General features: G+C 35.0%; 21 protein-coding genes and 1 tRNA gene. 13 read left to right on the forward strand and 9 right to left on the reverse strand.

The window, feature by feature from the left end; all coding sequences use genetic code 11:
• Positions 1–362 precede the first annotated feature (362 nt).
• Positions 363–1,451, forward strand: coding sequence for a DNA methyltransferase (locus V4P54_RS01070; RefSeq protein WP_455477647.1), 1,089 nt, complete (start codon positions 363–365; stop codon positions 1,449–1,451).
• A 54-nt stretch (positions 1,452–1,505) separates the two neighbouring features.
• On the opposite strand, the gene mutY is transcribed toward V4P54_RS01070, so the two are convergent.
• The gene (gene mutY, locus V4P54_RS01075; RefSeq protein WP_455477315.1) at positions 1,506–2,564 is read right to left on the reverse strand and encodes an A/G-specific adenine glycosylase; all 1,059 of its coding nucleotides are present in this window, start codon (positions 2,562–2,564) and stop codon (positions 1,506–1,508) included.
• Positions 2,565–2,749: 185 nt separating this feature from the next.
• Here mutY and V4P54_RS01080 point away from each other — a divergent pair, with 185 nt between their 5' ends.
• From V4P54_RS01080 to ppdK, 3 genes are all read left to right on the forward strand, one after another.
• Positions 2,750–3,259: a DUF721 domain-containing protein gene (locus tag V4P54_RS01080; protein ID WP_455477316.1), complete on the forward strand. Its 510-nt coding sequence runs from the start codon at positions 2,750–2,752 to the stop codon at positions 3,257–3,259.
• An 83-nt stretch (positions 3,260–3,342) separates the two neighbouring features.
• The gene (locus V4P54_RS01085) at positions 3,343–3,993 is read left to right on the forward strand and encodes a DsbA family protein (RefSeq protein ID WP_455477317.1); all 651 of its coding nucleotides are present in this window, start codon (positions 3,343–3,345) and stop codon (positions 3,991–3,993) included.
• Positions 3,994–4,205: 212 nt separating this feature from the next.
• Complete coding sequence (ppdK, locus tag V4P54_RS01090) at positions 4,206–6,872, forward strand: pyruvate, phosphate dikinase (RefSeq protein WP_455477318.1); 2,667 nt, start codon at positions 4,206–4,208, stop codon at positions 6,870–6,872.
• Between the two features lie 214 nt (positions 6,873–7,086).
• On the opposite strand, the gene V4P54_RS01095 is transcribed toward ppdK, so the two are convergent.
• A complete protein-coding gene (locus V4P54_RS01095; RefSeq protein WP_455477319.1) occupies positions 7,087–7,899 on the reverse strand; it encodes a peptidoglycan-binding domain-containing protein in 813 nt (270 codons plus the stop codon).
• A 969-nt stretch (positions 7,900–8,868) separates the two neighbouring features.
• Here V4P54_RS01095 and V4P54_RS01100 point away from each other — a divergent pair.
• Positions 8,869–9,126, forward strand: a complete 258-nt coding sequence (locus V4P54_RS01100; RefSeq protein ID WP_455477320.1) for a DUF5330 domain-containing protein — start codon at positions 8,869–8,871, stop codon at positions 9,124–9,126.
• Positions 9,127–9,229: 103 nt separating this feature from the next.
• Complete coding sequence (locus tag V4P54_RS01105; RefSeq protein WP_455477321.1) at positions 9,230–9,640, forward strand: SufE family protein; 411 nt, start codon at positions 9,230–9,232, stop codon at positions 9,638–9,640.
• Positions 9,641–9,728: 88 nt separating this feature from the next.
• Here the strand turns inward: V4P54_RS01105 and V4P54_RS01110 are convergent, their stop codons facing one another.
• On the reverse strand, positions 9,729–10,166 hold the full coding sequence (locus V4P54_RS01110; protein WP_455477322.1) for a MucR family transcriptional regulator: 438 nt from the start codon (positions 10,164–10,166) through the stop codon (positions 9,729–9,731).
• Positions 10,167–11,083: 917 nt separating this feature from the next.
• Here V4P54_RS01110 and V4P54_RS01115 point away from each other — a divergent pair.
• A complete protein-coding gene (locus tag V4P54_RS01115) occupies positions 11,084–13,219 on the forward strand; it encodes a S9 family peptidase (protein WP_455477323.1) in 2,136 nt (711 codons plus the stop codon).
• Positions 13,220–13,261: 42 nt separating this feature from the next.
• Here V4P54_RS01115 and V4P54_RS01120 read toward each other — a convergent pair whose 3' ends face one another.
• Positions 13,262–13,864: a superoxide dismutase gene (locus V4P54_RS01120; protein ID WP_455477324.1), complete on the reverse strand. Its 603-nt coding sequence runs from the start codon at positions 13,862–13,864 to the stop codon at positions 13,262–13,264.
• Positions 13,865–14,849: 985 nt separating this feature from the next.
• Between V4P54_RS01120 and V4P54_RS01125 the strand changes: the two genes are divergently transcribed.
• Positions 14,850–14,924, forward strand: a tRNA-Gln gene (locus V4P54_RS01125).
• A 591-nt stretch (positions 14,925–15,515) separates the two neighbouring features.
• On the opposite strand, the gene pyrF is transcribed toward V4P54_RS01125, so the two are convergent.
• The 5 genes from pyrF to V4P54_RS01150 all read right to left on the reverse strand — a co-directional run bounded on the left by pyrF (position 15,516) and on the right by V4P54_RS01150 (position 20,984).
• Positions 15,516–16,355: an orotidine-5'-phosphate decarboxylase gene (gene pyrF, locus V4P54_RS01130; RefSeq protein ID WP_455477325.1), complete on the reverse strand. Its 840-nt coding sequence runs from the start codon at positions 16,353–16,355 to the stop codon at positions 15,516–15,518.
• Positions 16,356–16,662: 307 nt separating this feature from the next.
• Positions 16,663–17,448, reverse strand: coding sequence for a DUF1499 domain-containing protein (locus V4P54_RS01135; RefSeq protein WP_455477326.1), 786 nt, complete (start codon positions 17,446–17,448; stop codon positions 16,663–16,665).
• A 239-nt stretch (positions 17,449–17,687) separates the two neighbouring features.
• On the reverse strand, positions 17,688–18,227 hold the full coding sequence (locus V4P54_RS01140) for a DUF1254 domain-containing protein (protein ID WP_455477327.1): 540 nt from the start codon (positions 18,225–18,227) through the stop codon (positions 17,688–17,690).
• Positions 18,220–18,816 carry a DUF1214 domain-containing protein gene (locus V4P54_RS01145; RefSeq protein WP_455477328.1) on the reverse strand — a complete coding sequence of 199 codons (597 nt, stop codon included), beginning with the start codon at positions 18,814–18,816 and terminating at the stop codon, positions 18,220–18,222. Before V4P54_RS01145 ends, V4P54_RS01140 begins: the two co-directional genes overlap by 8 nt.
• A 17-nt stretch (positions 18,817–18,833) precedes the next feature.
• The gene (locus tag V4P54_RS01150) at positions 18,834–20,984 is read right to left on the reverse strand and encodes a transglycosylase domain-containing protein (protein ID WP_455477329.1); all 2,151 of its coding nucleotides are present in this window, start codon (positions 20,982–20,984) and stop codon (positions 18,834–18,836) included.
• 353 nt (positions 20,985–21,337) lie between these two features.
• On the opposite strand from V4P54_RS01150, the gene V4P54_RS01155 reads away from it, so the two are divergent.
• The 5 genes from V4P54_RS01155 (at position 21,338) to ccmE (ending at position 25,313) form a co-directional block, all read left to right on the forward strand.
• Positions 21,338–21,547: a hypothetical protein gene (locus V4P54_RS01155; RefSeq protein WP_455477330.1), complete on the forward strand. Its 210-nt coding sequence runs from the start codon at positions 21,338–21,340 to the stop codon at positions 21,545–21,547.
• Between the two features lie 18 nt (positions 21,548–21,565).
• On the forward strand, positions 21,566–22,231 hold the full coding sequence (locus V4P54_RS01160) for a response regulator transcription factor (RefSeq protein ID WP_455477331.1): 666 nt from the start codon (positions 21,566–21,568) through the stop codon (positions 22,229–22,231).
• A complete protein-coding gene (locus tag V4P54_RS01165) occupies positions 22,231–23,643 on the forward strand; it encodes an ATP-binding protein (protein WP_455477332.1) in 1,413 nt (470 codons plus the stop codon). Before V4P54_RS01160 ends, V4P54_RS01165 begins: the two co-directional genes overlap by 1 nt.
• 274 nt (positions 23,644–23,917) lie before the next feature.
• Positions 23,918–24,646 carry a tetratricopeptide repeat protein gene (locus V4P54_RS01170; protein WP_455477333.1) on the forward strand — a complete coding sequence of 243 codons (729 nt, stop codon included), beginning with the start codon at positions 23,918–23,920 and terminating at the stop codon, positions 24,644–24,646.
• A gap of 187 nt (positions 24,647–24,833) precedes the next feature.
• Positions 24,834–25,313, forward strand: a complete 480-nt coding sequence (ccmE, locus tag V4P54_RS01175) for a cytochrome c maturation protein CcmE (protein ID WP_455477334.1) — start codon at positions 24,834–24,836, stop codon at positions 25,311–25,313.
• Positions 25,314–25,315 lie beyond the last annotated feature (2 nt).

Genomic DNA, 25,315 nt, shown 5'->3' on the forward strand with positions numbered 1-25,315 from the left:
TTTATATCTGATTACAGCGTTAAGAATATATGGGGGAAAGGCATTGAAAAAACTCTCATTACGTCAAGATATGCTTTGAAAATGATTCTTAATTTGATTGGCGAGTAAGGATATGAGAACAGTGCACTAAAGAAAAGAAAATAAATATCTATTGATGTGGAATTGCTTCTTTTTTTGAAAGAAAAGAATTAAGCGTCAATTTTGAATAAGTTTAACGATACATTTACTCTATATTTATAAGTATGAAACGGTGGTGTGCATCTATAAGTCATTCTGATTATAGGGCAGCTTCGGTTCATTTTGTTGGGTATTTCATGACAGTTATTCAGCTTCAAAAAGATTTAATTCGCACTTCTTCGCTAATGCCGTGGCGCAACAAAATCTTCAAGGGGGATTGTGTTGCAGTATTAGAGAAACTTCCTAAACATTCTGTTGATGTGATTTTTGCTGATCCTCCTTATAACCTACAATTGGCTGGAACGCTGTATCGTCCAGATCATTCTCTTGTCGACGCAGTTGATGATGAATGGGATCAGTTTGAGAATTTTGCTGCTTATGATGCTTTTACGCGCGCATGGTTGCTCTCTTGTCGTCGTGTATTGAAACCGAATGGAACGATTTGGGTTATTGGATCGTACCATAACATTTTCCGAGTTGGTACAGCCTTACAGGATCTAGGTTTTTGGATTTTGAATGACATCATTTGGCGTAAAAATAACCCGATGCCTAATTTTCGTGGGCGTCGTTTCCAGAATGCTCATGAAACACTCATTTGGGCTGTTCGGGATAAAATGGATAAAAAGTATACATTCAATTATGATTCCTTGAAAGCTGCAAATGAGGACGTGCAAATGCGTTCAGATTGGCTTTTTCCCCTTTGTACTGGTGCTGAACGTTTAAAGGATGAAACAGGACGTAAGCTGCATCCAACACAAAAGCCACAAACTTTATTAGCTCGGATTATTATGGCTTCAAGTAAGCCGGGTGATGTTATTTTGGATCCGTTTTTTGGTTCAGGAACGACAGGTGCTGTTGCCAAGCTTTTAGGGCGTGATTTTGTAGGGATTGAACGCGAGCAGCATTATATAGATGCCGCGTGTGAAAGGATTGCTTCGGTTAAGCCTTTAGGTAGACCGGAATTAGCGATTTTAGACAGAAAAAAAGCTGTGCCACGTGTAGCATTTAATAGCTTGTTGGAAGCAGGCTTACTTTATCCTGGAGAAGTTCTGTATGACAGAAAGAAAAAAATATCTGCCATTGTGAGAGCTGATGGTACTCTCATGTATAATGGTGAAGCTGGTTCTATTCACGAAATGGGAAGAAAAGCTCAAGATTCGCAGAGTTGTAATGGTTGGACATTTTGGTATTACAAGGAAAATGGACAGTTGAAGTCAATAGATAACTTAAGAATGATAATACGCTCACAAATGTTAAAAACTGGTGTTTTATGAAAAACGGTTGACTTTGGCTAAACTAAATTGTGTTATTATCTTAAACAAATGGAGTTATTTGGGTTTAAAGAGATTAGGGATTGCTACAGAAATAGCTTTTTTCATAACAGTTGGAAGAGCTTCTTCGGTAAGATGCTGAATGTCACACCACCAACCATTTTTACGTTGCACTTGATGGACGTCGTTAATACAGTAAACGTTAAGTTTTAAGGAGAAGTGAGTAAAAACATGTGTAATTTGTCCTTTAAACTGCCAATTAGCAGTGAGGGGGGCGTTCTTAAATTCGTCTTTATCATTTATTCCAATATTGTTAGGAATTTGTGTCATCCCTTTGAGTAGTTTTTCCTCCTGTCTTTTTTCCAAATAAATTTGTTTATTTTTATTCAACACGACAAAAGCAGAACCAGTTTGTAAAGGGCGTTTTTTTTTGGGTGATTTGATTGGAAATAATTCTGCTGTTTGCGTTTTTGATGCTTTGCACAAATCTTGGAGAGGGCAGAGTGAGCAGGATGGTTTATATGATGTACAAATAGTCGCTCCAAGATCCATCATAGCTTGAGCAAAGTCGCCAGGGCGGCTTAAAGAAGTAATCTTTTGTGTCGTTTCCTTAATTTCAGCTTTTGCCTTAGGTAACATTGAGGTGATAGCAAATAAACGAGTCACAACGCGTTCAACATTTCCGTCAACAACAGCTACAGGGAAATTAAAAGCAATTGCGGCAATGGCTGAGGCAGTATAGTCCCCAATACCAGATAGGGTACGCAATGCTGTTATGGATTGTGGAAATTTTCCTTTATAATTTTCAATTAGCTGATGAGCACAAATTTTAAGGTTACGTGCGCGTGAATAATAGCCAAGGCCTGCCCATGCTTTCATAAGGTCATCTTGTGAAGCTTTCCCTAAAGAGGATAGGTTAGGCCAAAGCCTTAAAAACTTTTCGAAATATGGTTTTACAATCTCGACAGTTGTTTGTTGAAGCATTATTTCAGAGATCCAAACTTTGTAAGGATCAGGGCGGATTCCTTGCACTTGTTCTTTAGGAGAAACACGCCATGGCAAATGTCGATGATTCTGATCGTACCAAGAAAGGAGGCGCGAAGAAATTTCACACATAGTTATTCTCAATCATAGGAAGTACAAAGTGCAAAAGAAAAAACATTTATTTTGAATTTACAACTCATTTTATCGTTTATTGTATGATTTCTGATTAGGCAAGCATCAGATCAATATTCGTAAGTTTTTGAAAATAATAGCACTTGGATAGAAAAAAATATTATAATTTGGTAAATGATTTTATTATGATCCGTAAAAAGAAACAGTATAAAAGATGCGATTTTTTATCTCTTTCTGAGATGACAGCAGAGATTCTTGATCCAATTTTACGCAGACGAATGGGTTTGAGTGTGGAGCTCATAGAACATTGGTCACAAATTGTAGGCTCTGATATTTGTGAATGTACAACACCACTTAAGATTATTTGGAGGCGTCGAATAGATCAAGATGAAGTTTTTCATCCTGCAACACTTGTTATTGCTTGTGAGAGGGGTATTTCATTAAAACTGATGCATAAAACAGGTGAATTGCTCCATAGAATTAATGTTTTTTTTGGGTATGCTGCTATCGATCGCATAAAAATTGAGCAGAGATATATATCTGTTTTTACAGATGATCTTCTTGAGAAGTTCGTTCCAAATGAAAAAGATAAAAAACACGTAAAAAAAATGCTTAAAGAAATTGACGATGAAAGATTGCATAGATCGTTGTATGAACTTGGCTGTTGCATTTTTGCAGAAAAAAATAATAGATAAAAAGCGAAATCTCTTTGTAATTTTAATATATGAGGAGATATTATATCCTTATCCTTGTAACAACATAAAGAAAAGTATTGCTTATGACAAACTATTTTTCCTTTCTTTTTCTCACAATAGCTGCTTTCTTAATTACAACTGCACAAATCAATGCAGAAACTAATTTATCTAGTGGAGGTCAACCGGTTGCAATTGTTGATATGGCTCAGATTCTTCAATCTGGTAGGGTTAAAGATAAAATTGAGGGAGCAGAGAATGCACCAGTGGTAATTGTTGAATATGCCTCATTGTCATGTCCGCATTGTGCGCATTTCTACAATAATATACTTCCTAAAATACGCAAAAAATACATAAAAACAGGGAAAGTAAAACTTATTTTTCGCGAGTTTGTTTTTGATCCCCGAGCTGCTGCGGGTTTCATGTTGGCGCGATGTGCTCCAGAGGATCGTTATTTCCCTTTGATAGAGGTTTTATTTCAGAAACAGAATGATTGGGTCTGGGAGAGGAACGTTCTAGAACCATTGAAAAAAATTGCTTCAATGGCAGGTTTTACAGATGAGAGTTTTAATGCTTGTTTGAAAAATCAAGCTATTTTAGATGAAATTCATGCCTCTTTTAATCGTGGAAAAGAACTTGGTGTCACGGGAATTCCTACTTTTTTTATCAATGGCCAGAAGTATGAAGGGGCTATGACAAAGGAATCTCTTTTTTCAGTAATTGATAGTTTTCTTTAAAATTCAATCTTCTCTTTTTGGGAAAGTATACATTGCAGTTTGTGATTGTTGCTTTTCATCTTTAAGAAGAATTTATTTTGTATACTATCCGATTTTATACATTGATAAAGCAATATTTTCTTTGATTTAGCCAATTTTGAATCGAATCATTTCTTTTGATAATTAGCTCAGATCAAATGATGTTTTGATGCTGATATGGGAGGATTTACACAATGGCGAAATGGGTTTACAGGTTTGGTAATGGCAAGGCAGAAGGAAGTTCTAGAGAGCGTAATCTTCTCGGTGGCAAAGGAGCTAATTTAGCAGAAATGAGTAATCTTGGATTGCCTGTTCCTCCTGGATTCACTCTTACAACGGAGGTGTGTAATTTTTACTATGAGCACGGCAAATCATATCCCAAAGAATTGAAAGAATCTGTTAAACAAGCGGTAGAGTATATTGGTAAGCAAACTGGTCGTGAATTTGGCAATGCAAAGATGCCCCTCTTACTCTCTGTTCGCTCAGGGGCTCGAACTTCTATGCCAGGCATGATGGATACAGTTCTCAATCTCGGTATCAACGATGAAACTGTTCAAGCAATTGCTTTACAAACTAACAATGAACGTTTTGCTTATGATAGCTATCGTCGTTTTATTCAGATGTATTCTGATGTTGTTTTGGGATTGGATCATTTGTGTTTTGAAGAAATTCTTGATGAATCAAAAGTACGCAATGGTTATAATTCAGATATAGAAATGACGGGAGATGATTGGAAAGGGATTATTTCTTCTTATAAAGCATACGTTGAAGAAAAGTTAGGTAAACCTTTTCCACAAGATCCTGAAGAACAGTTGTGGGGTGCAATTGGAGCAGTTTTTTCAAGCTGGATGACGGTTCGTGCGGTTACTTATCGTCGTTTGCACAATATTCCTGAGAGTTGGGGAACAGCAGTTAATGTACAGGCGATGGTGTTTGGCAATATGGGTGATGATTCGGCTACAGGCGTTGCATTTACACGGAATCCGTCAACTGGGGAAAAAGAACTTTACGGTGAATTTTTGGTTAACGCGCAAGGAGAAGATGTTGTTGCAGGTATTCGAACCCCCCAAAATATCACAGAAAGTGCGCGTATTGTTGCAGGTTCAAATAAGCCATCTCTAGAAAAAATTATGCCAGACTCTTTTTCAAAGTTATGCCAGATTGCACAAAAGCTTGAACAGCATTATCGGGATATGCAAGACCTTGAGTTTACAATTGAAAAAGGAAAATTGTGGATGCTTCAGACACGTTCTGGCAAGAGGACAACACGTGCGGCTTTGAAGATAGCAATTGAAATGGTTCAGGAAGGTTTGATAAGTCGCGAGGAGGCAATAATGAGAATTGAGCCAAAATCACTTGATCGGCTTTTACATCCAATGCTTGATCCAAAGGCGAAGCGTTGCATTATTGCACGTGGCTTGCCAGCTTCTCCTGGTGCAGCAACTGGTGAAATTGTTTTTACTTCAGAAGAGGCTGAAGCTGCATCAACTGGTGGTCGCAAAGTTATTTTAGTACGTGTAGAAACAAGTCCAGAAGATATTCATGGTATGCATGCTGCAGAAGGAATTTTAACGACCAGAGGTGGTATGACAAGTCATGCGGCTGTTGTAGCTCGTGGTATGGGAAAGCCGTGCATTTCTGGTGCAGGAAATGTGCGGATTGATTATAATACAAACACAATGTTTGCTTCAGGACAGAGTTTTAAAAAGGGCGATGTGATTACAATTGATGGTGGAAGTGGAGAGGTTTTAAAAGGAAAAGTTGCTACGTTACAACCTGAGCTTTGTGGAGATTTTGCAAAATTGATGGAGTGGGCTGATGGAATTCGAAGGATAAAGGTTCGTGCTAATGCTGAAACACCATCTGATGCACGTATGGGGCGTTCTTTTGGTGCTGAAGGTATAGGTCTTTGTCGGACAGAGCATATGTTCTTTTCTGGTGATCGTATTGTTGCTATGCGGGAAATGATTTTAAGCACCGACGAAATTGGTCGCCGCAAGGCACTGAATAAACTTTTACCTATGCAGCGTTCAGATTTCACAGAATTATTTGAAATTATGCATGGTTTGCCAGTGACCATTCGATTATTAGATCCGCCATTACATGAATTTTTACCAAAAACGGATGCAGAAATTTTTGATGTTGCGAAGACTATGGGAATTCCTACTGAAACACTTACTGAACGTGTTCATCAGTTACATGAGTTTAATCCCATGCTTGGTTTACGTGGATGCCGTTTAGCAATTACTTATCCTGAAATTGTAGAAATGCAAGCACGGGCGATTTTTGAAGCAGCAGCGCAAGTTGCTCAAAAATCTGAAACTTCTGTTATACTTGAAATCATGGTACCACTTATTGCGCTAAAATCTGAATTAGATTTTATTAAATTTCATATTGATCAGGTAGCTCATGAGGTAATGAAGGAAAAGGGAAGCAGTATTCAATACATGGTTGGAACGATGATTGAGCTTCCAAGGGCAGCTCTGCGAGCAAAAGAGATAGCAGAAACAGCAGAATTTTTTTCATTTGGAACAAATGATTTAACACAAACCACTTTTGGTATTTCACGTGATGATGCGACTCCATTTTTAGCTACTTATCTTCAAAAAGGACTCTTAAAACAAGATCCTTTTGTGTCAATTGATCGTGATGGAGTAGGGGAGCTTATCACTATTGCAGCACAGCGCGGGAGGTCACAGCGTAAGAAAATTAAGTTGGGAATATGTGGCGAACATGGGGGAGATCCTGCTTCTATTGCTTTGTGCGAAGAAAATGATTTGGATTATGTTTCATGTTCTCCTTTTCGGGTTCCTATTGCGCGGTTAGCTGCAGCGCAGTCGGTGATTGCGAGAAGGACATAAGGGGGGGGAAAAGGTATTTTCATCACGTTACGATTATGGCATGTGGATTAGAATTACTAATAGGCTTTTAGTTTATTTTTGGAGGAAAATTATGGTGCATTATTAGGCTATACGAATTTAAAAGGTGAAAATATGATACTTCAAGTATTGATAAAAGATACAAGACGTAGGTTGAGTATTTTAAACTTCTGTGCCTATAAGGGTGAGCGTGTGTTTAATCCAGCAAGCCGATTTTATGCATTTTTACTAAAACTGTACGATTAATCTTACCAGTTACAGGAAGGTTAAACATTTTTTGAAATTGTTTTAGGGCATCTACAGTTTTTTGATCTTCTACACCTGTAATATTCACTTCGTGGTTACCAAAAATGCGTAAGGCGTGCTGCACTTTTTCAATCTCTGTAGTGGGAGGCTTTGAAATGATTGTTTGTGTGTCAGATAGATCTTTACTTTTTTTCCCCTCATTTGCTGGTTCTATTTCACTTTGTTGAATTAATACTGCAATTTTATCCGTTGTATCTTTTGATAAAGAGATATTTTTTATTTTGTTAGCATTCTGCTTTTTCCATAATGCTATGGCACGGCGTGTTTTAGGTCCTTCTATTCCATCCAGAGAACCAGTATAGAGTCCTAATTTCGCTAGTTTTTTCTGAATTTTTAATGTGTTTTCTGAAGAAAATCGTAAAGATGAACTGTTTTGTGGATTTCTTAATTGAGTTTCTAATTTTTTTGCATAAAAAGCAGAATTTTTTGCTGTGTTTGAAATAGATTTTAGTTCTATTTGAGTAAACACACCTTGATGTTCAGTCATTTGCGAAAATAAAGCATTAAATAAAATTAATACGAAACTAATAGTAAAGATAAAAAGTCCAATAATCAACAAAGTGTTTTTGCATGCATAATAATAAATCTTCTTTGCTATCCAAAAAAGAAAACGACTACTTATGAGAAAAAATGTTATAATAATACTGCGTTGTATACGCTTTTTCATAACTTTTTTTTTGTGTATTTTTCGTCTTTTTGCCATTGCCTTTATTTTTTACTGCTAGTTTCGAATTGTCTCTTAAAAAGAAATCATCACAAACTATTCTTTATTCTTGTCTACACTTTTAGTCTTAGTTCACGCAAAGAAAGCCTATAGCAACACGATACGATCTTATCTATCAATGTAATTATTTCATATCAAATACTTTTTAAAACGGTGATGCATATATTTTTTGATTCTACCATTTTTGCATATATTAAGAAGTATTTAAGATCAAGTTTAAGCCATTTCCCTGTAATTCCGTTACACCTGTAGTGATACATAAACCTCTTGAATACTTTTACATGCATGAATTTATGTTTTCATGCAGCAACACTCCCAGCATAATGGCTCCACGATATTTTATTATTTTTCAGTAGTTAAGTCCACTCTGCTAATATTCAATAAATTTCGTAAATTTAAGTTAAAGTTTTTTGCAGATATCCACAAAACAAAAAATGATATGTTCAATTCGCTTAATTTTATGGCTATAGGTTCTTGAAATTTAAAAAATTAAAGAAGATTAAGCAGTATTCCAATTTTACGCATTCTCCAAATTGCACTTGCTGTTTGTTTATTATCAGTGTTGCTAGCGTCTCATTATTAAGCGATGAAAATTTGCAGGATGTTTAAACGCTTTTTTGTACATTTTTGACGCTAACTCATTTACAGAATGAATAACGCGTTCTGTTTGTATAAGAGAAAAATTATATATGTTTTTACAACATAGGTAGTGAAAAGGTCATAAAAAAAATCTAATTTCGTAAATGCTATTTTGTCAATCTTTCATAAAGAAGCATAGCATAGACTTCTACTTTTGTTTCATTTGTAATTGAGATACACTAGTTTTCTATGATACGTTCTTTAATAAAATTATCGTTTCTGCTGTTTTTTATTTTTGTTGCTATTTCATTTTTTGCAGCAAAGAAGAGTAGTCACCATTCTTTTATTCTAAAAGACAGTGAAACCACAATGAGTGATGTCATCATTGTCTTTAAGGAAGTTTTAGCGGATCTAGGGACGTTCTGTGAACGCCATATAGAAACCTGCAAAACTGGAAAATCTTTTTTAAATTCACTTGGTCAGCGTGCACATCACGGTGCAAGAACTGCTTACGAATATCTGAAGAGCCTACTAGATGATAAAAGTATCACTCAACCAGAAAGTTCTTCTCCAGAGAAGGGCATGCATAAGCCTACACAAAAACAGAATTATTTAACACCAACTTAAAATAAAAGCTCTTACGTTTGCTGTTACTTCATGTTAAGCGAAATAGGTATTTATCTGTCAACCAAATGCACAAACACAATTAACAAAAAACAGGACTAAGGTTATGGCAGAAACGATTGATGATATTATAGAAAATTTTTCTTTTTTGGATAACTGGGAAGATCGCTATCGCTATGTGATTGAACTTGGCCGTGAATTACCACCTTTTCCAGAAAGTGCGCGAAACGATTCTCATAAAGTTCCTGGTTGTGTTAGCCAAGTATGGCTTATAGCTTCGCATGATAATTCAGAAAATCCGATGTTAACATTTCATGGTGATTCTGATGCCCATATTGTGCGTGGGCTCATATATATCCTTCTTGCTTTTTATTCAGGTAAAAGAGCTTCTGAGATTCGTAACGCTGACGCTGAAGGTTTCCTTGAAAAACTCGGTTTAAACGAAAATCTCACGCCACAACGATCAAACGGACTTAAATCTATGATTGAGCGCATTCGCAATGAGAGTTACCTATAAGAATTAGTCTTTTACCAAGGAAATATCATAGAAAATATTCTTGATAAAAGTGTTTCTATACCTGATATAATCATTTTAAAAAACGTGATTACTTACTCTTTTTTCTTTGACTTTTTCGTCCAAGTCCCATTTTTTTTGCTAGTGCTGAACGTGCTTTAGCGTAATTAGGTGCGACCATAGGGTAAGAGCTATCCAATTGCCATTTTTCACGGTATTCATCTGGCAACATTCCATAATGTGTCATAAGATGACGTTTTAAAGATTTAAACTTTTTTCCATCTTCAAGGCAGATAAGGTAATCTGGGAAAATGGAACGCTTCGGGTTAACGGCAGGCCTTTGCTTTTCAATTTCAACTTCGGTCAACTCCGTATTTCCTGCTTTTAGGAAAGCAGCATGAACATCAGAAATCAAACTTGGCACTTCAGTTGGTCGGATCGAATTATTACTCACATAAGCAGCAACAATATCGGCAACCAATGTAATAACTAAATTGCTTTCAGTCTCTAAGACTGGATGATGTTCCATTCTTGTTCCCTTTAATTTAAAATAGAGATATAATTTGCACTTATACTCGTGATACAGAGATCCCATGCACGTAGATTTCATATTGTACAAAAATCTTTTTTGTCAATTCAATTATTCTACAAAATCGCTTAAACACAAAAAAATCAAACAAATTCCTCTTTTTTGTCATAATATATGATAAGAAAAACTATCTTCTTTCTTTTTATAATATAGTTTTTTTTATAGAATATCATGCCTAAGATATAATATATGGCATGCTTAGTTATTTTATATATAATTTAAAAATAAAATTATTAAATGAAGAAAATGAAATTATTAAGTGAATAAATGCAATTTATAAAATAAACCTTTAATTTTATGCACTTATTCTATCATATTTTTAATATTTTATATGAGAAAGCATTAATTTAATTTAATGATTGTATTTTTTAAACATAAAAAACGACATAAACGACTTTTAAAAAAAAAATCAGCAAAAGTGCAGTGAACAAAATAAAATGTACAAAATAGACACAAAATGACATAAAAATAGAACCAGAACAACATACTCTTAATGCATCATTATGATATCAATTTTCTTCTTCATATGAGTGGCACTATCTTAAGTACATTTATCTATTTTAAAATATATCTTATTATATTTTCGGTAGCATTTTTTGTTAGTTAGAGTAAAAATTTAATTTGTTTATCGAAGGGTATGTTGCATAATTTTTTTATCTGAATGGCATTACGCTTATAAAAGGATGTCTACAATATGTAATAAGTGGAAATAAACAGCATAATGACCATGAACTTACTTCAGATCTGTTTTGTAAGAGATTTTGATTTGAATATTTCCGATATTAGCTGTTATTGTATAGGCAGTGTGATTCTAACATATCAGTAAAACTATCAATATATTTTACAGAGGATCGTTTATGACTTGCTCTTCGGTATTTCCCCCAAAGGCATTAAAAATTGTTCATGAAGAAATTCATCATGGTATTTGTCGCAATGATCCTTATCATTGGTTACGAGCATCCAATTGGCAAAATGTTTTTAAAGATCCTAACTGTCTTAATAAAAGTATTCGAGATTATCTTGAAAAGGAAAATGCTTATCAAACTGCTCAAATGGCTGATACAAAATTATTACAAGAGTTGCTTTTTTCTGAGATGAAAAGTCGTCTCCAAGAGGATGATAGTTCTGTTCCTGTGAAGCGAGGCTCTTTTTCTTACGGATTTTCTTATATTTCTGAAGGTCAACAACCGCATTATTTTCGTACGTTACGGGATGGAGGAGAAAAAAAGGTTTACCTTAACGGTGATTCCTTATCTGAGGGAAAAGAATATTTCAGTTTTGGTTCTGTCCAAGTATCTCCTGATCATACACATGTGGTATGGACTTATGATGATAAGGGATCAGAGTTTTATACGGCTAAAATTCGCAATTTAGAAACACTATCTGATTGTTCAGACATAATTACTGATACATCTGGGCAGATTGTTTGGGATGCTAAATCAGAAGGATTTTTTTATACTAAGATGGATAAAAATCATAGACCTTCTGAGCTCTATTATCATCGATTAAATACGGATCAATTGCAAGATAAGCTCATTTTTTATGAGGATAATCCAGGTTTTTTTTTACATGTAAGTGGTTCTAAGCTTAACGACGTCATTTATGTTCATATTCATGATCATGAAACGTCAGAAATTTGGCTTATTTCGGCTGAAGAGCCTGTTGCTACGCCTAAATGTGTACGAAAGCGACAAAAGGGGATTGAATATTCACTCACGGAAGGTGGAGATGTTTTTTACGTTCTTACCAATATAGATAATGCGAAAGATTTCAAAATTATGGTGGCGCCATACACATCTCCGCAATCAGAAAATTGGTCTGAGTTTTTGCCACATGAGCTTGGGCGACTAATTATATCTCATGATGCCTATCAAAATTTTCTTGTTTGGCTTGAATGTTTTGAGGGACTTCCCCGCATAAAAGTGATGGAACGTACAACTGGAGAAATTCATTCCATTTCTTTTACAGAGGAGGCTTATTCTTTGAGCTTACAAGGTTCTGCAGAATATGACAGCCAAACTATTCGCTTTTCTTATTCATCGATGACGACACCTGATCAAATTTATGACTATGAGATGAAAAGTCGCAAACGAATTCTTCTAAAGATGCAAATAATTCCATCTGGGCATAATAAAGATGATTATGTGATAAGACGCCTCATGGCAACTGCGGATGATGGTGAAAAGATACCTATTTCACTTTTTTATCATAAGACGATTTCTCTCAATGGTAGCGCACCTTGTCTTCTTTATGGCTATGGTGCTTATGGTATTTCTATTCCTGCTAGTTTTAATAGCAATGTTCTTTCTTTGGTTAACAGAGGTTTTATTTATGCTATTGCTCACGTTCGTGGAGGAAAAGAGAAAGGAGTTGAATGGCATGAAAAAGGAAAGCATCTTTTTAAATACAATACATTTACAGATTTTATTGCTTGTGGGCGCTATCTTGTAAACAATCAATTTACTTCCCATGATCGTCTTATAGCTCACGGTGGTTCAGCAGGAGGAATGCTGATGGGAGCTGTTGCAAATATAGCTCCGCAGGATTTTGCTGGCATCGTAGCCAATGTACCTTTCGTTGATGTTTTAACTACGATGTTGGACTCCTCACTACCACTTACCCCACCAGAATGGCCAGAATGGGGAAATCCTCTTGAATCAAAAGAGGATTATAACCTTATTGCATCTTATTCACCTTATGATAACATTAAAGCTCAAAGATATCCATCTATCCTTGTTATAACAGGATTAACTGATCCTCGTGTTACTTATTGGGAGCCTGCAAAATGGGTAGCAAAATTGCGCGATTTAAAAACAGATGACAACACAATCTTATTGCGCATTAACATGGATTCAGGTCACGCAGGCGCTGCTGGACGTTTCTCTAGGTTAGAAGAGGTCGCATATATTTACGCGTACATTCTAAAAATAGTGAGAAGAATCAATGTTAATTTAGAAACTGTTTCTTTATTAAAAGGCTCCACGATTCAATAAATGTGAAGCCTTAGCAATTATACAAGGCATTGTGAAAAAAATCTAAAGTCCAGATTTTTCGTAAAGCTCTAAAACATAGTCCCAATTAATTAAGTTATCTACGAAAGCTTCAGCGTATTTGGGACGCGCATTGCGATAGTCAATGTAATAGGAATGTTCCCATACATCGATACCTAAAATAGGATAAGCACCATGAACTAAAGGATTTTCACCATTGGGTGTTTTCATAATTTCAAGCTTACCATTTTTAACAGCAACCCACGCCCATCCAGAACCAAATTGAGTACAAGAAGCAGCAATAAAGTCAGTACGAAATTTATCGTAGCCACCTAAATCAGATTTAATAGCATTCGCCAATTTTTCAGGCAGTTTTTTACTGCCACCACCTTTTTTCATCCAGTGCCAAAAGTGGTGATGATTATAGCATTGAGCAGCATTATTAAACAAACCAACATTCTGTCCAAAGCTTTTTTTAATAATATCTTCAAGGCTCTCATTTTCTAAGCCTAATTCTTTTACAAAATTATTGGTATTAACAAGATAAGCGAGGTGATGCTTATCATGATGGTATTCTAGCGTTTCGCGTGACATATAAGGTGAAAGAGCGTCATAATCATACGGCAATTCAGCCAATTCAAAAGCCATTTAAAATCTCCTCGATTTCAATTGTTGAGCTTACTCCACGAACATAATCCAGCATTTACAGCATTTTAAAGCAAATATTGAATATTCGTCCGCATCGGTTTAAATTTAATGAATTTCTGCTTGATAAAGTTATTTTCTCAAAATTCTCTTACTTAATCAATTACAATATCACTAACTTATATAATTCCTTTTCGGAAGAAATTTCTATATCCGTTTCCTAAGAAAAATACAACCATCCTCTTTAAGGGATGAAGAGTAAATTTCAATATTTATGGGCGTTTTGATTAAGCATTAAAAAATTGTTTAAAATATTTTACAAAGTATCCTTATTTACTAATTTTTTCCAGCTTATTTATTGAATAATTTGTTGTTTTTTGTACATAAAATTGGAAATAAATTATTTTTGTTTATTTATAGGTCACAATTGATTTTTTACATTAGGATATTACACATAAATCGAATGGTAGTTTTCTTATTTACACATATTGGTTTATTAGCTCTGCTGTGATAATTCTAGTATATTCTCTTCATGTTTGTCTTGCCATGTAATTTTTTAAAAAAGTGTTCACGCTAGATATATAAACGTTAAGAATGCGATAAAAGAAAGTAAAAAACATCAACGTACAGAATCTTTTAGTTCTTTTTTTATCTTATTTTGGCAGTTAAGCCTTGGATGCATTAAAAAGCACAATAATCTGTGGTTAACAACAGTGTATAAAACATACCATATAAAGTACAAAATTAGCATTTTATACCTATAATGAAATAAGCAAATAAAATATTAAGGTACAGAAAATAAAAAACAATTTATTAGATATATGGATTTATTTTTTAAATTATAAACAATCTCTAATTTCAACAGTAGATTTTTTGTCGTTGTAGACAGGTTGATTGTATGACAAAAAAACAAGAGCTTTGATTTCAGATATTGCGTACAATCATTGTAATTGCTATAAGGTGCAAACGTATGCACGAGGTTTTTTTTTGGGGTATAGCCAAGCGGTAAGGCACCGGTTTTTGGTACCGGCATTCCCTGGTTCGAATCCAGGTACCCCAGCCAAGATCTGGTGAAATCAGCGAGTTTCGTATAACATGTGATGTTGATTTCGTTGAGTTATTTTCAATATCTCAAATCTTGTTATAGTTTTAGTATGATTCTGTTGCAATTTTTTCTGTCTGCTTTTTTGATACGAAATTATGCTATGCTATCCCCTACTTATTTAGAGAAATTTTAAGTTATGATACTTTTATTTCTGAATTTGTTGCATGTGTTTTTGCAGTCTGGGAAGGAATTTTCAGAAAAGCATATGTTTTAAAATTAGCTCTTCTTTGTCTTTTTAGGAATGGTATCGTATGCCACATTTTTTTAGTCGTACACTGTTGGACCGTATGCAAAAGGATATCAACCAGGATACGTTTTTGCAGCATGAAACAAATCACGAGAAAATATCTGCTACTAAGCAGTTGAATTTACTAAAATGGAGTGTAGAGCATTAACTTTATTAAATTAAGTCTCTTAGCATGCAGCACATAAAAAGAATTTTTCCTATAGTAGTCTTTGAGTCTAATTTTTCAGAATTTCTTTTTAAAATTATCTTAATTATATATTTGAATAAGTTCAATCAATAAATTGAATTTATTCATAAAAATATCATTTTAATAAATTCATAGACATGGCTTTGTATTTATTTAAAATGGATAGTATATTATCTTTGTCGTTTCCTAAGGATGATAATACTCGAGAAATGGTAGGAATAATATTTTTTGTCACAGGGCGAGCATATAAGTCTTCCATCGTAGCTCCTTGGCTGCCAATCCCTGGGCTGAGCAACAATGCACTATTAAGTGTTTCATAAAAATTATCAGGCAAATTTGCTTGCGTTGCACCAACAACAGCACCACAGGGTTTTATATCAGGATAGAGTTCTGTATTGATTTTCTTAATATCATTCGCTAAATGTTGATACAAAGCTACATTGTTAACCAGAGCGCTCTGAAAATATCTTCCCTCTGGATTTGAGGAAACTGTTACAACAAAAACGTAAGCACCACTTTTTGCTGCTGCATTTATCAAAGGCAAGAGAGTATCAAATCCAAGAAAAGGGGTTGTTGTTACTGCATCCACCCTTAGCTTACTTTCCATATCAAAATATGCTTGAGCATATCCATCCATTGTTGTACCTATATCACCACGTTTTGCATCTAAGAGAATTAAGATATTATTATCGCGACAGATGCTGATAACCTTTTCCAGTACTTTAAATCCTCCAGATCCAAATCTTTCAAAAAAAGCAAGCTGTGGTTTTATGATAGCCAATTTTCCAACTAAAATATTGAGATATTCGATGCAATATTTTTCAAGAGCGTCTAAATTATCGCGACCACACCATGCTTCTAGAGCTTCAGATGTAGGATCTAATCCAACGCACAAAGGGGAATATACTGCAGATAGATTTTTAAATTTACTAATAAATGATACATTTTTATTCATGGCTCAAATAAACCTTACTACAGCATTGTATTTGATTATGGATTAAAGTAAAAGAAGCGGTTCTATAAACTACAAGAAGTCGCCCATACATTTTCGACGCAAGTCAATATATTTCATAAATTTTCTTAATAAAAGATATTTTTTCTTTGTATCTTAAAGTTGAACCGTTCCTTTTTGAAATTGTTCCATGACGCTAATTGATGATAAATTAAGACAGTAGGAAATATTACTATTTGGAACAGATCAATTTAATTTTATTACGCTTTTGGCAGAACAGCTCCCGTTAATAAGAGTAAAAATGCATTTTTTACTCATCATTTTCAGAAAGAGGAAGTGAAGCTACTTCTGTATCGAGTGCATCCATGAAGTTGATAATAAAAGTTGCATTTGTGCCAAAATCTCTTGGTAAATGGCGTGAAGCAGAGCGCATATCAACAAAAGTAGTATCTCCTTCATCTATTAAGCGAATTATAATGTCTGAAACAAAGCCAAGATAAAAAGTTTTTGCTACGGTTTCGATATAAAGCTCATCTTCTTCACCTTTGAACTCTCTCTGAGCAATAACGGGCCAATCATACGCTGCTAAAACATTGAGAATGGATTTTCGAATACGATCAGGCGAGCCATCATAACGGCGCCCTGACATTTCTGGCCATTTGCTCATCTGCAATGTTTCCTGTTCAATTAAAATATTTTTGAGAGGTAAAGCATTACTAGGGCGCACAGTTTTGAAAAAAGCTGGAGGTCTTCGTGTATCGGTCGAAATATCATGAAGAGCCGGAAAGGTAAACCAAAACCAAAAAAATAGTACTAATGGTGTGGCAGTTACAAACGAATAAAGGATACCTCTTAAAGCCTTCATTCCACCTTGAATTCCATGTAGCCATAGACTGTAAAGAGCTTTTATAGCAAGGAAAAGAGAAACAATAATACAGCAAGAAGAAATTACTATCAAAATTATAAAATCTGTGAAATTAATAGCAGAGAAGCGCTGTAAGAGTATTGCAAATAATAAAATCAATAATGCTAAACCACCAAAACGTGGCGACCATACTGCTGCCTTTGAGATGAACCAAACATACTTTTTTTTCATTAAACTTTTTCCTTAATATTGAAGCATGAAAAAACTTTTCAAATTTCATATCCGATAAAAATTTCAACTGTATAACAAAAGTAAAGCAATTGTTTTCGCGGTCAAGGATGAGTGATACTGTATCAACTTTTAATAGCTTTTCTTGTGAGTTTTATTGATTATAGGTGCATTTGAAGATTAGTATTTTAAGGAAAATTTGCAAAAGTAGAGTAATTATGCAGTTGAAGACGGGTGTTATTTTATTTATTGAGAATGCTACATGTTGCGGACGAAAGAAAAGATTCCGCTTCTTTTTTTTCTAATGGAGAGGAAGCGAAAATACGCAAAATAGCAAAACCTTCATTTAAGTTTTTAGCAACTAGAACTGAATTTGTATTGTTTTTAGATTTTGATTTTTTAAGTTCTATGATTTGTATAGGTTTCCCAACGATAAGGTCGAGTGTGGAGTTAGGGGTAGTTCTGTCATTCAGGCTGTAGAAAATAATGCCGTTACGAGTATAGGTTGATAGTGACCAAAATTGTGTTGTTTTCAAAGATTCAAAATAAACAGGGCCATTTGCGAGATTAAACCTACAGACTTTAAGAAGAAAAAATGGATCAGCAGACTGACGAATGGAGTTATCAGGATCCAAGTCAACAAATTTATAGAAATCTTCCGATTTATTAAGGTGTTTCCATATGTTATCTTGTGTGGAATATGGAATAAAAAGTAGAATACAAATATGAACAATGACAGCACCAATGATTGCAAGAAGTGCGGTGTAAATAAATTTAGTCACAGTTTTTTTGTCCAGAAGGAATTTGTTCAACAGATGGCATTGTCAGTTTTTGTAATTCCGTTGCAGAGATAATTGGAGTGTCATATAAAGTGAGAATAAGTCCAAAATTTTTAGAGCTAACAGTTGCAAGCCAATTCCCTGTTTGCGGTGTTGAGGAAATGTTAACACGTAATGAGCCATCATTCTCGTAAACGATATTGTCAGTGTAGAGTTTAAAAGGTACGTCATCTAATGAAATATACGGTTTTAGGAGATGGTCAGCTGTATAAAGAGTAAAGAGACGAGATTCTGGGATATGGCCTTTGAGCAAATAATGGCAATTTGGATACAAAGGGTGTCCATAATTGTCTTTCCAAATTTGAAAAATAAGCCCCTCTGTACGTCCAAGTGAAATGTCACCGCGTTTTGCAGTTCGTGCCTTGGTATAGGGATCGGTTTGTGTTGTGCCAACTTGTGGGTAAGCGCTCCATTCACCAATCCTGAAACGTCCAAAATTATTGAAAGAGTTAAGAACATAGTTAACACTCATTGTTCCAGATAAAATGGAAAAAGCAACGATTAAAAGAGGAATAGTAATATTAAGAAACATGATTGAACATCTTGAATTTAAAGTGTTGAAGTTCCAATAGTCTCTACCTTTGAGGATATTGCAGAGGCATTTTTTAAATCTTCATTAATTAATAGTATAATCTTCAATGTTTCAGGTGAGAGTGTGTATGGTATTTGGGATGTAAATTCGGAATTATTGGTAAAAGGAAGCGTCCGTTGCTGATAAGGGAGAAGAGAGTTTTTGACACCATAAAGCTGTTTAATCATTATATTTTGATGTGCAGAGAGCATAATATGATGCCATATCATAGCAGGAATACCACCACCAAAAGCGCGATGCATTGGTGAAAAGTCGTCATTACCCATCCATACAGCTCCAGTGTAATTACCAGTAAACCCAACAAACCACGCATCACGATATGCTTGTGATGTTCCAGTTTTTCCAGCTACAAGGGTCATGGGTAAAGCGGCACGTTTTCCTGATCCTCGTGTTGTTACACCAACCATCATTTGATTCATATAAGCTGCTGATTGTCCAGTAATAACTCTGTATGGTTTATTTCCATCATGTTCCCAGTCCCATATTACATTTCCATCTGTTGTTTTAATTTGTGTAAAACCATGACGATTTCCAGCCATACCTCCATTAGCAAAAACATTGAAACCAGTGGCTTGATCCATTGGCGTCATATTGGATGTGCCAAGGATCATGGTTTTGTGTGATAAAATATGGGCATTAATACCCATGTTTTTAATTAAATTTATAATCAATTGGATATCACCGTTAAGATATCGGTACGTAATATAAACTGGAACTGTATTTATAGAAAAAGCTAAAGCAGTTGCTAAATCGACTTTACCAATGTAGCGACCGGAATTATTTCTTGGTGACCATCCTCCCCAGTTAATGGGAGCATCTGGGACTATTGTGGAAGGAGATAAGCCACGTTCCATTGCAACGGCATAAACGTAAGGTTTGAATGAAGAACCAGGCTGTCTGCCACCTTGCGTTGCCCTGTTGAATTGGCTTTTGCTATAATCTATTCCCCCAACAACTGCGCGTACCGCTCCGTTATTATCGATAATGACAGCGGCGGCTTGTGTTGCGTGATATTGCTGACCATACTGATGTAGATGATACGTGATTGATTCTTCTGCTGCTCTTTGAATATTTTGGTCGAGAGTTGTTTGAACAATTAGAGTGTGGCTTGGAAGTTGTCCACTCAATTTTTTTATTTCTTCGAATACCCAGTCAAGAAAATAATCAGGCTGATTATTTTTTATTTGTGCAACAGCCTTTGCAGGATGGCGATAGGCATTTATGATCTCGCTATCAGTCATGAAACCACTATCAACGAGGTTAGAAAGAACTATATTAGCACGTGTTTGAGCTGCCAATGGATTACTATGGGGAGCGTATTTGGTTGGGGCTTTAAAGAGTCCTGCTAGCATAGCAGATTCGCTAAGGGATACGTTGCGTATATTTTTATGAAAATAAAACTTTGCAGCTGCGGCGATACCAAAATTATTTCCTCCCATATATGCACGATCAAGATAAAGTTGTAAAATTTGTTTTTTGCTGAAATTTGCTTCTAACCAAAGAGCAAGATAGGCTTCTTTGATTTTGCGTTTTATGGTTCTTTCATTTGTCAAGAATAAATTTTTAGCTAGTTGTTGTGTAAGTGTTGAACCACCTTGAACTACACTATTAGCCTGCAAGTTCTGTGAGATTGCTCGTGTGAGGCCATATAAATCAATACCCCAATGATCAAAGAAACGTCGATCTTCTGTTGCAAGAACTGCTTTGATAACGTAGTTTGGCATTTCTTCTACGGGGACAGATACGGCAGGCAATGCACCACGGTAACCGATAGGATTTCCGTACTTATCTAAAAAAAGAACGGAAAAATTTTTAGGCGAATACCAATCTTTTTTGGTTAATTCAAAAACAGAAATTCCTATGATGGTAAAAAGGGTAAAACCAATTAATCCTAATGTTAGTGCTTCATCAAGAATTTCGACTATAAAACGTTTCCATCCCCGTATATGAAGGTGCTGTGAGATGATCTTTGCCTTTTTCCAGAAGAGACTATTAGCTGAGAGGATGTGGTAAAACGTTGTGTCTAGTCGAGCATCTAATTCAATCAATGTAGGACTGTGAAATAGCGGGTTGTGCTTTGCTTTCTTTTTTTTTAAAAAATTAGACATTTAAACAGATCCACTTGCAAAGTAACGCAACAAAACAAATCTGTAATTATTATATGGAGTAAAAATACTGTTTTTCTACGGCGTAGCAAAAGAAAAAGCCACTTAAACTAAGAGTACAATGTCTATACTTTGTGAAGTGTGTCTCAGTCTAAACTTTTATAATTTTAGCACATCTTGTAAGAAAATTTAATTTTTAAGTTATTAAGATTAAGCAATATTTGCTTAACATTTTTCTATGTAACAGCTGGGCAGCTTTTTGTTATGGTCATAAAATAGGTAAAAATTATTCATCTTATGTTCAAGTAGAATAGGTTATAAAATCGTCTATGATAAAAAGATTCTTCTTATTTATAATGATTGTAATTCTTTTTGGTACAGATTTTGTTTTAGCTGCTGAGTGTACTGAAGTGGGTAGGATGGTTGCTGCGCAACAAAATGGTGTACTAATGAGTTCAAAACATATTGTTCAGGATGGGAGGAATATATGTATTGTTGTTGTTATTGTTCCTGCTCATAAGGGTAAAAAGTTGAGTCGTGTTGAAATCTCTATTCCTGCTGATTAGTTCTTTTCTGGTATTGTGATGCGTATTTTAGTTGTCGAAGACGATAGGGATCTTAATCATCAACTAGCGGAAGCTATAAGAAATGCTGGCTATGTTTCTGATAGTGCTTTTGATGGTGAGGAGGCTTATGTTTTAGGAAGTACAGATTCTTACGATGCAGTAATTCTTGATATCGGTTTACCGCGTTTAGATGGAATTCGCGTTGTTGAAAAATGGCGCAAAGAAGGGTGTTTAATGCCTATTTTAATACTAACAGCGCGAGATCGTTGGTCTGATAAGGTGCTTGGTATTGATGCGGGTGCTGATGATTATGTTGTTAAGCCGTTTCATTTGGAGGAAGTTATCGCACGATTGCGTGCATTAATTCGTCGCGCTACGGGGCATGCAACAAGCGCATTACATTGTGGGAAGGTCTTATTGGATACTAAAACTTCTCGTGTTTTTGTTAACGGTCAGTTGATTAAATTGACATCATATGAATTCAGACTTCTCTCATATCTTATGCACCATCGTGATAAGGTGGTTTCAAGGACCGAACTTACTGAACATATTTATAATCAAGATTTTGATAAAGATTCGAATACAGTTGAAGTTTTTATAGGGCGGTTACGAAAAAAACTTGGGGTAGACTTGATTGAAACTGTTCGAGGAATGGGATACCGAGCGAGAACGCTAGGTGATTAATGAAAATTTTAGAAAATAAAAATTTGCTGAGAAGAATATTTTTTCTTATTTGCAGGTCTCTTAGCTTGCGTGTTATGATTTTATCTACATTGTGGGTTGTTATTTCACTTTCATCAATTTCTGCGGTTAGTATTTTGTTTTATCAGCGTTTCAGCGAACAAAGCTTAAAGCGCGTTCTCTTTGCTCATCTTTATAGTCTTATTGCGAGGGTAAATGTATCCCCTGAGGGAAATTTGAGAGAGAGTTTTGGTATCGATGATATTCGTTATTCAGATTCAACCTCTGGATGGTATTGGGAGGTTATTGCTGTATCACCCAATTTACAAGGAAATTTGAAATCTCCATCATTAAGAGCTGTAAAAATAGTTGCACCAAGTGATATCGATATACCCTTTGATAATAATTTTTTTCGGTCTTATCAGATAAAGGGAACTAATAGTCAGAACCTGCAAGTTATCGAAAGTGATGTTGTGCTTGATGATCAGAATCATGTTGCACGTTTCCGTCTTATAGGAAATATTGATGAAGCACATGCACAAGTGCAAGAATTTAAGAAAACATTGCAGATTTTTCTTTGGAGTTTTGGCATTGGTAGTGTTCTTATAAACATTGCTATTATCTTTTTTAGCTTTCAACCATTAAGGATGATCCGACAAGCATTAAATGATATTCGTGAGAATAAAGTTAGTTATGTGAACACGGATTTAGTGAGTGAAGTAAAACCCTTAGCAAAGGAGATGAATGCTCTTATTAATAACAATCAGCGCATCATTGAACGATTTCGGATGCAGGTTGGAAACCTTGCTCATTCATTAAAAACGCCTTTGTCAGTGATCATGAATGAGGCTGACAAAATGCGCGGAGAACAAGCTGTTTTATTGAGAGAGCAGACAAAAATAATGCAGACACAAATAAACCATTATTTACAACGTGCGCGAATTGCAGCACAATATGATAGCATTATTTATAATACATCTGTTTATAAAGTAGTTAGTCATTTGATGTGTGTTATGGAGAAGCTCAATCCCGATAAACAATTTCAATTTGTGATAGATGTAGATGATATTATTTTTTCTGGAGAAAAGGAAGATCTAGAGGAAATTGTAGGTAATTTAATTGAGAATGCTGCTCAGTGGTCCCGTAAAAAAGTTTTAGTTTCCTGTTGCTTAGAAGAAGATGTTGAAGAGGCTAAATTTTTCAGTATTCTTGTTGAGGATGATGGCTTTGGTTTAACAGAAGAACAAATTGAAGAAGCCTCTAAGAGGGGGCGTCGATTTGATGAAAGTAAGCCTGGGACAGGTCTGGGATTAGCAATAGTCTCAGATATGGTTAATGAATATGGAGGAAATTTTTTGCTATCACGGTCTAGTTTAGGAGGACTGTGTGCAAAAGTTATATTACCAAGACGGTGAAGAGGTTTCCTTTCTTTTAAAATGCGTATATCAAGGCTTGCAAAAATGAAGTTGCATTGTATTGCGGCAAGGAAGCGCCCCTTTTAATATCAAAGGTTACATATTTTTATAAGAAGGATGTAAAAATAATTTTTTATTGTTTTGTGTACACTAGATAAATTGATGATAGTTTTTGCAGTACTATGATAGCCTTCTGTTTATTTAAATCCTTCCTTTGACTAATAAGGAAGATGGCTGATTACATTTTCTTTTACTTTATTGGTACAAAAATAATATGGAACTGTTAATTTTTGCTACACTTTTTTTTCTTTTTTTGGCAACTTTACTTTTTTTTATTCTTTCTCTTGATTGTCGAGTGAATGGAGATAGGCGAATTTCATCTCTCGGTATTCATAGAAGTTGTATGTGCTCTATTGTAACTGATAGGCATTGTAAAAATGCACACATTCTTAAAGTTCTTAGTATTTTATTTGTTTTTATTGTGACATCTTGTGTTTACTGTCTGACTGGAAATCCAGAAATTAGAAGCTATTTTTTTAGTGAATTAATGGACAAAGATCCCGGTATTTTAAGCAAGAGTGAGCAGCTTGTCCGTTTGCAAGTACTATTTTTTCGGACACCAAACGATGGCAAATTAGCGGATGCGTTGGCAATAGAATATCTTGAGAGAGGATATTTTCAGAATGCGGTAAATACTTATTTGGATTCTCTGCGTTTGAATGGAGAATCGGCTCCAAGGCTTGTTGGGTATGGATTAGCATTAGTTGGTTATGAGGGTGGAATAATTACACAGGAAGCGCAAAATGCTTTTCAAAAAGCAGCAGATTTAGAACCAAATGATTTTTACTCTCGTTTATTGTTAGCTGATGCATTGCACCAAGCAGGAAAATCTGAACAGGCGGCACAGTTTTTACAAAATTTTCTTGATACAATGCCAAAAGATTGTGCAGGGAGATTGCGTATTGAAGAAATGATAGCTAAACTTCGTGGTTCATCTGACTAGATTGTTCAGAGAACAACAAAGTGGTAATTTTCTTAAGGCTTCAACCTATATTAAGAGCTCTAGAGATATTGGATAAGAAGTTGCATCTATATGCGAGATATGTGATTTTATTCAGAATATGAGGTATATGAGCAATGATTTAATGCCTATATAGAGCATTTACAGTAAAGGGTTTTTTAGACAATTTATGGACAAACAATCTTCAAAGCACTTCCCTTCATTGAAAGCTATTTTAGAGCAGCGAAAAAAAAAACGATTGGTCGCAGTTTTACTATGCCTTTTTATCATGGGTGTTGCGGCGGTTCTTATTTTGTATGCAATGCGTAATACGATAAGTTTTTTTCGAACACCATCTGAAATCACAAGAGAAGATATTTTCACAGGGCGCTCTTTGCGTTTAGGGGGGATTGTAGAAAAAGGAACTATTGAATATGTTGGAGATATGAAGGTTATTTTTTTCGTGACTGATAATACAAAGCACGAAAAAATTGTTTTCAATGGTATATTACCGGATCTTTTTCGTGAAGGTCAGGGAGTTATTGTAGAAGGACATTTTGATAAACAAGGTTTTTTTATAGGTACACGTATTTTAGCCAAGCACGATGAGATTTATATGTCTAAAAAAACAGCGGACAAATTGAACAAGCGTTACAGTATGGAGAAATAATT

Source organism: Bartonella sp. B41 (assembly GCF_053795765.1).

Coding starts and splice junctions, on each gene's coding strand:
- pyrF (WP_455477325.1), bottom strand. CDS start 16,355: ATGAATAAAAATGTATCATTTATTAGTAAATTTAAAAATCTATCTGCA.
- ppdK (WP_455477318.1), top strand. CDS start 4,206: ATGGCGAAATGGGTTTACAGGTTTGGTAATGGCAAGGCAGAAGGAAGT.
- V4P54_RS01135 (WP_455477326.1), bottom strand. CDS start 17,448: ATGAAAAAAAAGTATGTTTGGTTCATCTCAAAGGCAGCAGTATGGTCG.
- V4P54_RS01085 (WP_455477317.1), top strand. CDS start 3,343: ATGACAAACTATTTTTCCTTTCTTTTTCTCACAATAGCTGCTTTCTTA.
- V4P54_RS01080 (WP_455477316.1), top strand. CDS start 2,750: ATGATCCGTAAAAAGAAACAGTATAAAAGATGCGATTTTTTATCTCTT.
- V4P54_RS01070 (WP_455477647.1), top strand. CDS start 363: ATGCCGTGGCGCAACAAAATCTTCAAGGGGGATTGTGTTGCAGTATTA.
- V4P54_RS01110 (WP_455477322.1), bottom strand. CDS start 10,166: ATGGAACATCATCCAGTCTTAGAGACTGAAAGCAATTTAGTTATTACA.
- V4P54_RS01105 (WP_455477321.1), top strand. CDS start 9,230: ATGGCAGAAACGATTGATGATATTATAGAAAATTTTTCTTTTTTGGAT.
- ccmE (WP_455477334.1), top strand. CDS start 24,834: ATGGACAAACAATCTTCAAAGCACTTCCCTTCATTGAAAGCTATTTTA.
- V4P54_RS01120 (WP_455477324.1), bottom strand. CDS start 13,864: ATGGCTTTTGAATTGGCTGAATTGCCGTATGATTATGACGCTCTTTCA.
- V4P54_RS01095 (WP_455477319.1), bottom strand. CDS start 7,899: ATGGCAAAAAGACGAAAAATACACAAAAAAAAAGTTATGAAAAAGCGT.
- V4P54_RS01150 (WP_455477329.1), bottom strand. CDS start 20,984: ATGTCTAATTTTTTAAAAAAAAAGAAAGCAAAGCACAACCCGCTATTT.
- V4P54_RS01115 (WP_455477323.1), top strand. CDS start 11,084: ATGACTTGCTCTTCGGTATTTCCCCCAAAGGCATTAAAAATTGTTCAT.
- V4P54_RS01145 (WP_455477328.1), bottom strand. CDS start 18,816: ATGTTTCTTAATATTACTATTCCTCTTTTAATCGTTGCTTTTTCCATT.
- mutY (WP_455477315.1), bottom strand. CDS start 2,564: ATGTGTGAAATTTCTTCGCGCCTCCTTTCTTGGTACGATCAGAATCAT.
- V4P54_RS01165 (WP_455477332.1), top strand. CDS start 22,231: ATGAAAATTTTAGAAAATAAAAATTTGCTGAGAAGAATATTTTTTCTT.
- V4P54_RS01100 (WP_455477320.1), top strand. CDS start 8,869: ATGAGTGATGTCATCATTGTCTTTAAGGAAGTTTTAGCGGATCTAGGG.
- V4P54_RS01170 (WP_455477333.1), top strand. CDS start 23,918: ATGGAACTGTTAATTTTTGCTACACTTTTTTTTCTTTTTTTGGCAACT.
- V4P54_RS01160 (WP_455477331.1), top strand. CDS start 21,566: ATGCGTATTTTAGTTGTCGAAGACGATAGGGATCTTAATCATCAACTA.
- V4P54_RS01155 (WP_455477330.1), top strand. CDS start 21,338: ATGATTGTAATTCTTTTTGGTACAGATTTTGTTTTAGCTGCTGAGTGT.